Source organism: Klebsiella pasteurii (assembly GCF_018139045.1).
GTDB classification, from domain to species: Bacteria; Pseudomonadota; Gammaproteobacteria; order Enterobacterales; family Enterobacteriaceae; genus Klebsiella; species Klebsiella grimontii.
On record NZ_CP073236.1, the window covers coordinates 1231891 to 1243785 of the forward strand.

Sequence of the window (11895 nt, forward strand, 5' to 3'; positions counted from 1 at the left end):
TTGCAAAACGGGTGATGTAATACAAGAATCATTAATACGTGATTGTAAATCTGAATTTGACATTGCAGAATATAATGATGCTTTGTTTTCAACATTTACCCTCGGATTTTCTGAGTCACTCTCCTTAACAGTCCTAAAACGACGAGTCGAATATCTTGCCGGAATAATTTCGGTACAAATCTTACGCATAAAAGAAGGTATTGATAAAAAAGTCGCACTTTGTAGCGACCGAAGTCCTGAATGGCCAGTAGGTTGGAATGGTAGTATCTCCCTGCCGAATGGCGAGAACGATGTAAAAGCGTGCTGACCGCAATTTGTGCCGGTCAGCGCGTTTAATCCGTACTGGAATGTGAACGGTAAAACCTTTGACGACCACGATGGTTATCGCATGGTGCTGCAAAACCGAAGCTGGTCATAACCACTGCCGGCGACGCTACTCCACAAGATGGACGTCAGGATGGCGCGGGCTTGCCGCTTCATGAAAAATATCCCCCAACCAGCCAGGAATTTCCGCCTCCGTAAGATCGTCCGGGATGATAACCCCGGCTAGCGGCGAAAATTTCCGCTCGTTAATATCGACGCGGAAAACCCGCCAGCGTTCGCCCTGACGCTGGACGCCAATATGACGCCCGAATACGTTATATATCAGCATCCTGTCTCCCTATATGACGCGGGAGCTTGTGCAGCCAATGCATTCCATTCCGCTTTGGTTATTTCCCACAGTTCGGCGTCCAGCAGGCCGGAGATGAACTGCTTTTTCTCGACACCAACCAGGCGCATACCGCTACGGTGCGAAATCTTTTTCGACCCGCTATTGTCGCAGGCCTTCGGCGCGCGCAGCACCTCCCGGTTAAGCGTATTAAACCAAAAATCGGTCACCCGGCGGCAGGCTTCGGTCATCAATCCCTGGCGATGCCAGCGCGGATCCAGCCAGAACCCGCGGTTGTTATCCACTTCATCAGAGAGCGTAATCAGGCCAATGACTCTCTCCGGCGCCGTTTTAAGGCGGAGGGTCCAAAACCAGCCGGTACCGTTAGCTGCGGCAGGTAAAGCCACATTATTGACAAAGCGCGACGCGCCATCCTCCGGAAAAGGCCATGGAAAACCGGCGGCAAGATAACGCACGATTTCCCACTGTGGAAAGATAACCTGAATTTGCGGCGCATCGTCTGCGGTCAAGGGGATCAGCAGCAGTCTTTCAGTCATCAATTCCGCTGCCATCACGCTTGTTCCTCGCGCAACCACGGCGTCACGGTGATGCCCGCCAGTAGCCCTTCCGGGCTAAGCAGGCGCGTAACGGTTTGCCCCCACGGCTCAATGCGGTTGTCCACCAGCAGCCTATAGCCTCTGGCTTTTAGCGCATCGGTTGCCGAGCCGATATCGCGGACTTCAAACTCAATCCACGCCTGCGGCACCGGCAGATAGTCTGGCCAGCTATCGGCATCAAAACAGGAACGCGCCGCCTGCGCCAGCGGCCAGAGGGCGAAATGTTTGACCCCGCCGAGAGCATCATGTTCGGTCAGCAGATACTCTTCGTTACCGGGCATCGGTTTGAGCGGCAGCCCAAGCGCGGCGACATAAAAGTCACGGCTGGCTGCGGCAGACTGCGTTATCGGCCCAAAGCCGGCGACAAAAAGTACATCCATTCCGTCTAAATCGTATTCCATATCCTCTCCCGTCATGGTCCGTGATGCGTTAACAAATTTTATACTCTGCCGCGCGCGACTTGCCCAGCCTTCTGTGTTCACTACGGCTACACATTGGGACGTTAATCTGGCCGCCAGGCGGCGATCGACGCAAATAAATATTGCTATAAAACTAATCAATATTTGACTGTAATTCGGCTTCCGTGCCACCATCGCCTCGGCGCCCGGCAAGCGGCGCGAAGGTGGTACGGGTGAATATCAGAGACCGCATGCTTAAGGTCCATACCCGTCCGCAACCTGATTCTGGCGGGAAATAAAGACATGCACCAAAGTTTTAATCAGCGCGTTCATTTCTATTATTGCATTCTGGTGGCGCTGAAAATGCACGCAAAATCAAAGAAATCGGGCGGAGTTCGCGGGAAAAATAATTTCCTGCTTAAATGGCTGCGCAAAGCGCAGGACAATAATATATTCCACCCGGATATCACCAGCGAGATCGAATGGCTGCGCGGCAAAATCATTCAGGCCGGCTACGATACCGACCTTGAACCAATGCTCGATTTTGTCTACGCCACCGCCAAACGTGCGGAAGATCTTAAGAACGCCGACTGATTCACGCCCGAGCCGCCTGGCTCGGGCGCTGAACTTTAGCGTTTGTTACGGTGCGTCAGAAGATAGACCGCCGGGATCACCAGCATCGACAGCAGCGGCGCGGTGATCATCCCGCCGATCATCGGCGCGGCTATACGCTGCATCACCTCCGATCCGGTACCGCCTCCCCACATAATCGGCAGCAGCCCGGCCATAATCGTCGCCACGGTCATCACTTTCGGGCGCACGCGCAGCACCGCCCCTTCATGAATTGCCTGGTTGAGTGTCTGGTCATCAAGCCGTCCGCGGCGCCTGGCGATCGACTGGTTTAAATAGAGCACCATAATCACCCCGAACTCCGCCGCCACGCCGGCCAGCGCGATAAAGCCCACGGCGGCAGCCACCGACAGGTTATAGCCCAGCAGCCAAAGTAGCCAGATGCCGCCTACCAGCGAAAACGGTAAGGTACCCATGATCAGCAGGGCGTCTTTAACCTGACCGAAGGTGACGTAAAGCAGAATAAAGATAATCATCAGGGTAAACGGCAGCACGATTTTCAGCTTTGCCGTCGCGCGCTCCAGATACTCATACTGCCCGGACCAGGTCAACGAGATACCTTCCGGCAGCTTGACCTGTTCGCTGACCTCACGCTGCATCTGGTCCACGGCGGATTTCAGGTCACGTCCGCGAATATCAACGTAGATCCAGTCCGATAGTCGGGCGTTTTCGCTTTTCAGCATCGGCGGGCCGTCGGTGATGGCGATATCCGCCAGTTCGGAAAGCGCCACCTGCGCCCCGCCGCTGGTCACCACCGGCAGATCGCGCAGCTTCTGCAGCGAGTCGCGCATTTCGCGCGGATAGCGAACGCTGATCGGGTAACGTTCTCGCCCCTCGATGGTTTCGCCGATGTTATCGCCGCCGACAACGCTGGCGACGACCGACTGCAGCTCCTTCACCGACACGCCGTAGCGGGCGGCTTTCACCCGGTCGATAGTGATATCGATATAGCGACCGCCGTCGAGGCGCTCCGCCAACGCCGAGGTCACTCCCGGTACGTTACGCACGATACGCTCAATCTCTTCGGCGGTTTTTTCGATCTCCGCCAGATTGTTGCCGTTCACTTTAATACCGACCGGGCTTTTAATACCGGTCGCCAGCATATCCAGGCGGTTACGAATCGGCGGTACCCAGACGTTGGCGATACCCGGCACCTTCACCGTATTGTCCAGCTCGCTGATGAGCTTATCCATAGTCATGCCGGGCCGCCATTCGCTTTTCGGTTTGAACTGAATGGTGGTTTCCAGCATGGTCAGCGGCGCCGGGTCGGTGGCGCTATCCGCCCGTCCGGCCTTGCCGAATACGCTTTGCACTTCAGGAATGGTCTTGATCAGGCGGTCGGTTTGCTGCAGCAGACGTCCGGCTTCGCGGCTGGAGATCCCCGGCAGCGTGGAGGGCATATACAGCAGGTCGCCCTCGTCAATCTGCGGCAAGAATTCGCTGCCGAGCTGCGCCAGCGGCCAGAGCGTGGCAACCAGCAGCAGCCCCGCCGCCGCCAGCGTCCCCTTCGGCCACTGCAAAACTTTATCCAGCAGCGGTTCATAGGCGCGGATCAGCCAGCGGTTGAGAGGATTGGCGGTTTCATCAGGGATTTTGCCACGGATAAAGTAGCCCATCAGCACCGGCACCAGGGTGATCCCCAGCCCGGCGGCCACCGCCATCGACCAGGTTTTAGTGAAAGCCAGCGGCGAGAACATCTTGCCTTCCTGCGCCTCGAGGGTGAATACCGGAATAAACGACAGGGTGATAATCAGCAGGCTGCAAAACAGCGCAGGCCCCACTTCCGACGCCGCGTGCTGGGCAATCTGCCAGTAGTCAGCAGAAGACGGCTGGCGTTCGGGATGCTCGTGCCGCCACTGCTCCAGCACCTTATGCATATTTTCAATCATCACGATTGCCGCATCGACCATGGCCCCGATAGCGATCGCAATTCCGCCGAGCGACATCATATTGGCGCTGACGCCCTGATAGTGCATCACGATAAACGCGCCGAGGATCCCCAGCGGCAGCGTGATCATCGCCACCAGCGCGCTGCGGAAGTGGAACAGAAACAGCGAGCAGACCACCGCCACAACGATAAACTCTTCGATAAGCTTATGGGTCAGGGTTTCGACCGAGTTTTTTATCAACTGCGAGCGGTCGTACACCGGGACAATCTCCACCCCGGCAGGCAGGCTTTTTTGCACTTCCGCCAGTTTGGCTTTCACCGCGTTAATGGTGGTCAGCGCGTTTTTGCCCGAACGCATGATGATAATGCCGCCCGCGACCTCGCCTTCGCCGTTGAGCTCGGCGACGCCGCGCCGAATCGCCGGACCGCGGCGCACGCTGGCGACGTCTGAGAGCAGCACCGGCACGCCGCCGCGCGCGGCGATAACGACCTGGTTAAAATCGTCGATGGACTTCAGGTAGCCGGTAGTGCGTACCATATATTCCGCTTCACCCAGCTCCAGCACCGAGCCGCCCCCTTCCTGGTTGGCGCTTTGGATCGCGCTAATCACCTGCTCGTGAGTCACGTTCAGCGCCCGCAGCCGGTCGGGGTTAAGAACCACCTGATACTCTTTCACCATCCCGCCGACGCTGGCCACCTCTGAAACATCCGGTACGGTTTTCAGTTCATATTTAAGGATCCAGTCCTGAATCGCCCGCAGGTCTCCGAGGCTATGCTGGCCGCTTTTGTCGGTGAGCACATATTCAAATACCCAGCCGACGCCGGTGGCATCCGGCCCGAGCGACGCTTTGGTTTCCGGCGGCAGGCTGCTCTGGATTTGGCTCAGGTACTCCAGCACGCGGGAGCGCGCCCAGTACGGGTCGGTACCGTCCTCAAACAGTACGTAAACGTAAGCATCGCCAAACATGGAAAAGCCGCGCACGGTTTTCGCCCCCGGCACCGACAGCATGGTGGTGGTCAGCGGATAGGTCACCTGGTCTTCGACAATTTGCGGCGCTTTGCCCGGATAGCTGACGCGAATGATCACCTGGGTATCGGAAAGATCCGGCAGCGCGTCCAGCGGCGCCTGCTGTATCGACCAGACGCCCCAGGCGGCCATAATCAGCGTCGCCAGCAGTACCAGCAGGCGGTTGCGCAACGACCAGCGGATAACGGCGGCAATCATGGCTGCTCCTTAGCGCCGCTCATCGGCATTATTGAGGTCACCCGCGCCCCTTCATCGGTCAGCACAAAATGAAACATCACCGACTCGCCGGGACGCACCTGTTCCCGTAGCTGCGGCGTAATAGCAAAGTCCATGATCATCGCCGGCCACTTCAGCGCCGGGACCGGCTGGTGCGCGATCGTCACCGCCTCATCGCTCACCGCCTTGATGATGCCCTGCGCCGAGTAGCTTTGTATCTCTTCATTCTGTCCGGTCATTTGCGGCAGTGCGCTGCGCAGGCTGGCTTCGGAGTCAATCAGGAACTGACCTGAGGTGACCACCTTTTGCCCCTCTTCAAGGCCGGAAGTCACCTCGACCAGACCATCCTGCGTTCGTCCCGCCGTCACCTCGACTGGACGGAAATGCCCCTCGCCGTCAGCGATCAGCACCCGGTTGCTGGTGCCTGTTGCGATTAATGCCTCTTCCGGGATAGTCAGCACCTCGCGCCCCTGCTGCGCCTCAGCCAGCTCAACGTTCAAATACATGCCCGGTTTGAGCTGATGCTGCGGATTATTTAGCACTACGCGGGCTTTCAGAGTACGGGTGGTCGCTTCGAGGTCGGGAAGCAGCTCGCTGACGGTTCCCTGAAACGTTGTGCCGGGCCAACTGCTGGTGGCGGCCGTCACCTGGCTGCCTACGCGCAGCAGGCTGGCCTGGCTTTGCGGATAATCAATCACGATCCAGACCGGGTCGAGGCTGGCCAGCTCGAACAGCGGCTGGGTTGCCGTGACCTGCGCGCTGGTGCGCACGTCCAGCTTGCTGACGTAGCCATCGTGCGGCGCGCGCACCGTTATACGGGTTTGCGGTTTACCGCTGCGCTCAACGCTGCGGATAATCGCATCCGGCATAAACTGCAGCTGCAAACGGCCGCGTGCGGCGGCGGTTAAACCGCTATCGCCCAGTTGCCTCACCGCCAGATACTCCTGCTGCGCCGCCGCCCACTGCGGGATCCATAGCTCGGCCAGCGCCTCGTTCTTTTTCACAAACTGCTGGGAGGCGTTGACGTAGAGTTTCTCGATCAGACCGCTGGCCAGCGCCGGAACCGTTTCAACGCTGCGCTCGTCAATCGCGACGGTACCGAAAGCGCTGAGCTTCTGCGCCAGCGTCCGCCGGGCAACATCAGCCGTGCGTACGCCGAGGTTTTGCTGCTGGCGGGCGCTAATCTGCACCCCCCCGGCCTCCTCTCCCGCCCCTTCATCGGCGTAACGCGGCACCAGATCCATATCCATAAACGGTGATTTTCCCGGTTTATCGAAGCGGGTACCGGGGGCCATCGGATCGTACCAGTACAGTACTTTGCGGCCCGTTTCGGTCTGAGCCCCGTCAGCGGATGACGTCGGCGCGTTTCGCGAACCGAGCCAGTATCCGCTCGCGGCGGCCAGGGCGATGGCCAGCGCTACAAGGGTAATAGCAGATTTTGGCTTCATTATTTAACATCCTGTGGAATAAGGTAGCGAATGGCGGTCCACGCATCAGCGAGCGCTTTCTCCGCGTCGTTGCTGGCGATTTCGCCGCTCAGCAGATCGCGACGAGCGGCGAGCAGTTCCGCCAGCGCCGAGCTGCCGGCCCGATACTGGGCATTGACGAGACTCACTTTCTTGCGCAGCAGCGGCAGCACCTCGCTTTGCTGGCGATCGTAAATGGCTTTCGCGGCGTTATATTGCGAGATCAGCTGATACTGCTGGGCCTGATGCTCGCGCATCAATAACGTCAGCCGATCGTTGGCTTCATAGGTACGGGAGACGTCGGCGGCGTGATCTTTGTCCTGTCGTTTGCCCTGAAAAATAGGCATATCGACGGTAAACATGACGCCCACCATATCGTCGTAATCATCCCCGCGCCTGGCGTAATAGACCTCGACGCCAACGTCAGGGATCGCCGCGACTTCCGACTGACCTGATTTCGCTTTCGCCAGATCGGCCTCACGCGCGGCCTGAATCACCTCAGGATGTAGCTTAATCCCCGCCATTAACGCGGCTTCATCGGCCGGTAAACGTTCAATGCGCGGCAGCGGGCCGGAGATATCGCGGACCTCTTTGCCGGTAAGCTGCAACAGGCGCGCCTGGGCAATCTGCACATCACGGCGGGCATTATCCTGCTCATTTTTCATGGCATTCAGCGCCAGCTGAACGTCGAGCACGCTGCCGGGACTGGCGCTGGCGCTGCTGACACCGGCCTTTTGTACGTTGATTTGCCGGGAGGTTTCGCTGATCAACGCCTGAACCGATCGCAGCGACTTCTGCGCCACCGCCAACGCCAGCCACGCCTGAGCGGTTTCCCGCTGTAGCCGGGCACGGATCACATCGGCATTGGCGGCTGCCTGGCGCGCTTCGGCGGTGATCGAGTCGGCCTTCCGTTCGCGCTTAGTGCTGCTGACGTAGTCCTGCATCACGCCGACCCTTTGCATGGTCATCCCCTCGCGGGTCAGTCGGCTGGCGTTATTGCCGCCCAGCGGAACGTTTTCAATGCCGAATTTCAGCTTCGGGTCAGGAAGCTGCATGGCGGAATCCGCCCTGTTTTTTAACGCATTCACCTGATGATCGTTGGCGGAGAGCTCGGCGGAGTAGCTTTCCGCCGCCGACAGGGCCTCAGCCAGCGTCGTCGCCCAGCCGTTGGCGGAAATCAGCGACAGTAGAAGCGGCAGCCCGCAGGCCGCCTTATTTAAAATGGACATAATGACTCCGGAATTAGTGCGCGGTCATCGAAACGAGCGCGTAGCCGGAGTCCGTCTGGCGGAAGGTGAAATCAACCTTTTGCCCCACCGCCAGCCTTTTATCGTGGTTAGCGCCGAGCGCAAAACTCATGGTCATCGCCGGCCAGTTCAGCTCGGCAACCGGAGCGTGGGCAATCACCACGGCATTGTCACGCCAGGCTTTAATGACCCCGCTCGCCGAATAAAGGGTGGCGGAATCATCCGGCTTATCCATCCCCGTCATCTGCGCCATCGCGGACATATTATGGTGATGCATCGCGCCGTCTTCCGCGCTGGCGGACAATGAAGTGAAGGAAAAGGTCAGAACGCTGGTAATAAGCAGAAAAATAGAAGTCGAACGCATAATAAAATCTCCGAAAAAAACATAAAGTCGCCCGCAGACCGGGCAGATCTGATAGATGTTTTTAACGGCTTTTTATTCCCTGAAACGGCAGAAACGTATTTCAGTCGGCGGACCGGTGACCGGCGGCGTCCGCCAGTCCATACGTTCAGCGCTGGTCTCCTGCTGCGGGGAAACCACTAATAGCGCGGTTTCGGAGGGAAGCGCGTTCAGCTGTAAAGAGGTTAATGAGTTTGGCTGCGCGGTATCGGGGTCGCAGTGCTTCTCGCAGATGGCTTTCTGACCGACGTTTTCCATGCCGGGCATGCTCATCACGCCATCGACAATATGGTGAATCTGCGCCTGCGGCGCCACCGGCTGCTGCTGGCCGCCGTGGTGCGCCGCGATGGTCAACTGAAGGTTGAGCAGTAGCCAACAGGCACAAACAAGCCCCACGCGGATACGAAGCCGACGCCGGGTTACTTGTTTTAATAATGCCTGCAGTGACGCAATCATAGAGATATTCGCAATAAGAAGACCGCTGAATTAAATCACACTCACCGGCAGAATTAAATGATATTTCAAAGAGAAAACTCCAGGTTAAATAGAATGAAGTTTCTCTATAAATATTTACACCCAAAAGGGATATCAGTATTTGACCTTCCCCTAGGGGGAAGGTGTATAGCCGGCGGATAATGTATTTAATAAATAGCAAAAATGTTATTTATATGTAATTAGCAAAAGTGAACGCGATTATTATTCCAGCACCAACGTATCACCGGTTGCCGGCGCGCTACTCTCCGCTAGCCACCAGCGCCCCCATGAACCGGTACAGTGGCAGGCCATCACCTCCTCGACCTTCTGCTGGCGCAAGAACTGCTTTAGCCGACGTATCCCCCACGGCGGCGCGCTGCGCAGGTGAAGGCCACCGATGATGGCGCGTATCTGCTGGACGCCGGTGATCTTCTGACAGTGGCGAATCGTATCGATCAATCCGCGATGCCCGCAGCCGCAAATAATGACTAACCCCCGAGTCGAGCGGTAGATCAGCACACCTTCGTCGGCAATATAATCTTTCCCCGCCGCTTGACCCGCGAGGATGCCATAGGCTCGCGGGCGCGCGACCGCAATCTCGCCGGACCAGATTAATCGTTCGCCAATCGCCATAGGCTCGCGACTGTACTCCATGCGGTGGCGGGAGTAGTCAATTTCTCGCGACAGTTTTTTGACTTTCCAGCGACGTCCGGCAAGGGATAACGCCGAGTAGCGCTGTTGCGCGATCAGCGGATGGCAAATGATACGGCTGTTATCCGGTAGCCACGGCACGCCGCCGCAGTGGTCGTAATGACCGTGGGAGAGCACCGTGGCGGTCAAGTCAGATAAAGAGACTCCCATCCGCTGCGCATTATTAAGAAACGTGCCGTCTGGCCCGGTATCAAACAGCACCCGGCTGGTTTCATCTTCCACAAGCAGGCTTAATCCGGGTTTCACCTGCAGCAGGCTGTCCTGCCCCTTGCCGAGTCGGTTTTCAAGTAACACTTTAATGATTAACGCCATTTAATTTTCATTACCTCTTTTTTGCGACGTCTACTCTAGCCAACCTCCACCGGGTCTACCGTGACGAACCCGGCATAAGTTAAGTGACGCTGTCACGTTTCATTAGCATAGAGCTATTGTTTATTTGCCAGTTAAGTATTGCCGTCTATGCTGATGAACGAGTTTCTCTTAACCGGAGCGCACTATGGCTGACTGGAATCCTTCACTTTATTTGCAATTCGGCACGGAGCGCACGCGCCCCGCCGCTGAGCTTCTCGCCCGCATCGCCCACCATCCCGTCGCGCTGGCCGTTGATTTGGGCTGCGGACCAGGCAACAGTACCGCTCTGCTACGGCATGCCTGGCCTGAAGCAACAATTATTGGCGTCGATAATTCACCGGCCATGCTGGAAGAAGCCTCTCAGAGGCTCCCGGACTGCTGCTTTGTCGAAGGAGATATCGCCGGGTTTCGCCCCGAGCGCCCGGCGGACGTTATTTACGCCAATGCTTCGCTGCAGTGGCTAACGGATCATCAGCGGCTTTTTCCCCATCTGGTCAGCAATCTTGCACCAAACGGCATACTGGCGGTGCAAATGCCGGTTAACTGGCAAGAGCCCTCGCACGCGCTGATGCGTGAGGTCGCGGAAGAGCTAGGATATCCAGCCAGCGGGCGACAGCCGCTGCCGGATGTGCCGGAGTATTACGATATGCTGACCGCCTGCGGCTGCGAGGTGGATATCTGGCGCACGACCTACTATCACCCGCTGGCATCGCATCAGGCCATTATCGAATGGCTGCAGTCAACGGGCCTGCGCCCGTTTTTAAAACCGCTTGATGAACCGCAGCGCCAGTCGTTCCTCGAACGCTATCTGGCGCAGCTGAAAAAGCACTACCCGTTACAGTGTAACGGAAAGGTGCTGCTGCGATTTCCGCGCCTGTTTATCGTCGCGCGCCGCTAGCATTTATGATGTAAAACATTGATTTTAAATAGTGATTTAACGTTTCGGCACCAGACTCTGGCGCCGAACGTTCAGGTTTACCAGGACAGGTGATGGACCAGGGAGAGATCCCATGCGGTGGCCAGCAGCGAAAGAAACATGATGAGGTTCACAACCGTCTCTATGCGTTTTTCCATTTTGTTACTCCTGAGTCGTTTCCCCTGTTTTACAGGGGAAATCTTAATAACTTCTTAATCTCAGATTTTCAGAGCGTCATGCGGTAACGAACATAGTCATCGGCTGGCGTAAATTCTTCATACAGACGCCGGGCCGGATTATCAGTACGCGTGTGCCAGTACAGACGCGACCACCCTTTCTCTTTTCCTTCCGCTTGCAGCGCCTGCATCAACGCCCTGGCGATACCTTTTCCGCGCATTGACGCGGCAACGAACAGATCTTCCAGATAGCAAACGGGCGTCTTTACCCATGTCCCTTCGTGAAGGACACAAATCGCAAATCCAGCGACGTTGCCATCCGCCAGGGCAACGCGGCCTAACATGGAAGAAGCGGAATCAAGCATGCGCTGCCAGGTGTATTCCGTGACGTCCGGCGGCTGCGGGCTACCGTAGAAACAGGTATAGCCTTCCCATAGCCGTAACCACTGCGCTTTATCCTGCTGGCCCACTTCACGAATTTCGATGACCATTGGTCTAACCTCTCGTTTGGATAAGGCATTATTTTCCTGTCGAATAATTTGATCAAGCGGCAGGGGCACAATTCATCCTTTTCTCTTATTTGCCCTGTTGACCGCTGGCGGACGAAACTGGCGCGATCTTACAGACCTGCGCCAGTTCAAAATACAAAAGAATGTTGTAACTAATGAAAGGGCAAAAATATCCCGGCAGCGGCCAGGTTGCGTTCGATAACGAATCGCGTCCAGCACG

Annotated in this window: 12 protein-coding genes and 1 pseudogene; 3 read left to right on the plus strand and 10 right to left on the minus strand. The window is 57.0% G+C overall.

Features of this window, described 5'->3' with window-relative positions; genetic code table 11:
- Positions 1 to 313: 313 nt before the first annotated feature.
- Positions 314 to 418 (plus strand): annotated as a pseudogene (locus KCG39_RS27755) (VOC family protein); the annotation flags it as partial.
- 15 nt (positions 419 to 433) lie between these two features.
- Here the strand turns inward: KCG39_RS27755 and KCG39_RS05790 are convergent.
- Genes KCG39_RS05790 through KCG39_RS05800 form a run of 3 tightly spaced genes read right to left on the minus strand, consistent with a single transcriptional unit; the run spans position 434 to position 1667 of the window.
- Complete coding sequence (locus KCG39_RS05790) at positions 434 to 652, minus strand: DUF7661 family protein (protein ID WP_004119990.1); 219 nt, start codon at positions 650 to 652, stop codon at positions 434 to 436.
- Entirely contained in the window at positions 646 to 1221 is a 576-nt protein-coding gene (locus KCG39_RS05795; RefSeq protein WP_004119988.1) for a GNAT family N-acetyltransferase, read from the minus strand. The genes KCG39_RS05790 and KCG39_RS05795 overlap by 7 nt, the downstream gene beginning before the upstream one ends.
- On the minus strand, positions 1221 to 1667 hold the full coding sequence (locus KCG39_RS05800) for a VOC family protein (RefSeq protein ID WP_004119986.1): 447 nt from the start codon (positions 1665 to 1667) through the stop codon (positions 1221 to 1223). Before KCG39_RS05800 ends, KCG39_RS05795 begins: the two co-directional genes overlap by 1 nt.
- Positions 1668 to 1967: 300 nt before the next feature.
- On the opposite strand from KCG39_RS05800, the gene KCG39_RS05805 reads away from it, so the two are divergent.
- Positions 1968 to 2258: a hypothetical protein gene (locus KCG39_RS05805; RefSeq protein WP_004119983.1), complete on the plus strand. Its 291-nt coding sequence runs from the start codon at positions 1968 to 1970 to the stop codon at positions 2256 to 2258.
- 35 nt (positions 2259 to 2293) lie between these two features.
- Here the strand turns inward: KCG39_RS05805 and KCG39_RS05810 are convergent, their stop codons facing one another.
- The 6 genes from KCG39_RS05810 to KCG39_RS05835 form a co-directional block, all read right to left on the minus strand.
- A complete protein-coding gene (locus KCG39_RS05810) occupies positions 2294 to 5407 on the minus strand; it encodes an efflux RND transporter permease subunit (RefSeq protein ID WP_049113834.1) in 3114 nt (1037 codons plus the stop codon).
- Positions 5404 to 6873 (minus strand): efflux RND transporter periplasmic adaptor subunit, encoded by a 1470-nt coding sequence (locus tag KCG39_RS05815; protein WP_211811569.1) that lies wholly within the window; start codon positions 6871 to 6873, stop codon positions 5404 to 5406. Before KCG39_RS05815 ends, KCG39_RS05810 begins: the two co-directional genes overlap by 4 nt.
- On the minus strand, positions 6873 to 8120 hold the full coding sequence (locus tag KCG39_RS05820; RefSeq protein WP_004119973.1) for a TolC family protein: 1248 nt from the start codon (positions 8118 to 8120) through the stop codon (positions 6873 to 6875). Before KCG39_RS05820 ends, KCG39_RS05815 begins: the two co-directional genes overlap by 1 nt.
- Positions 8121 to 8133: 13 nt before the next feature.
- A complete protein-coding gene (locus KCG39_RS05825; RefSeq protein ID WP_117085658.1) occupies positions 8134 to 8502 on the minus strand; it encodes a copper-binding protein in 369 nt (122 codons plus the stop codon).
- A gap of 72 nt (positions 8503 to 8574) precedes the next feature.
- Positions 8575 to 8994: a hypothetical protein gene (locus KCG39_RS05830; protein ID WP_004119969.1), complete on the minus strand. Its 420-nt coding sequence runs from the start codon at positions 8992 to 8994 to the stop codon at positions 8575 to 8577.
- A gap of 240 nt (positions 8995 to 9234) precedes the next feature.
- Positions 9235 to 10035, minus strand: coding sequence for an MBL fold metallo-hydrolase (locus KCG39_RS05835; RefSeq protein WP_142468310.1), 801 nt, complete (start codon positions 10033 to 10035; stop codon positions 9235 to 9237).
- A gap of 184 nt (positions 10036 to 10219) precedes the next feature.
- Between KCG39_RS05835 and tam the strand changes: the two genes are divergently transcribed.
- A complete protein-coding gene (gene tam / locus KCG39_RS05840; protein WP_049113830.1) occupies positions 10220 to 10972 on the plus strand; it encodes a trans-aconitate 2-methyltransferase in 753 nt (250 codons plus the stop codon).
- A 244-nt stretch (positions 10973 to 11216) separates the two neighbouring features.
- On the opposite strand, the gene KCG39_RS05845 is transcribed toward tam, so the two are convergent.
- The gene (locus KCG39_RS05845) at positions 11217 to 11657 is read right to left on the minus strand and encodes a GNAT family N-acetyltransferase (protein WP_004119957.1); all 441 of its coding nucleotides are present in this window, start codon (positions 11655 to 11657) and stop codon (positions 11217 to 11219) included.
- Positions 11658 to 11895 lie beyond the last annotated feature (238 nt).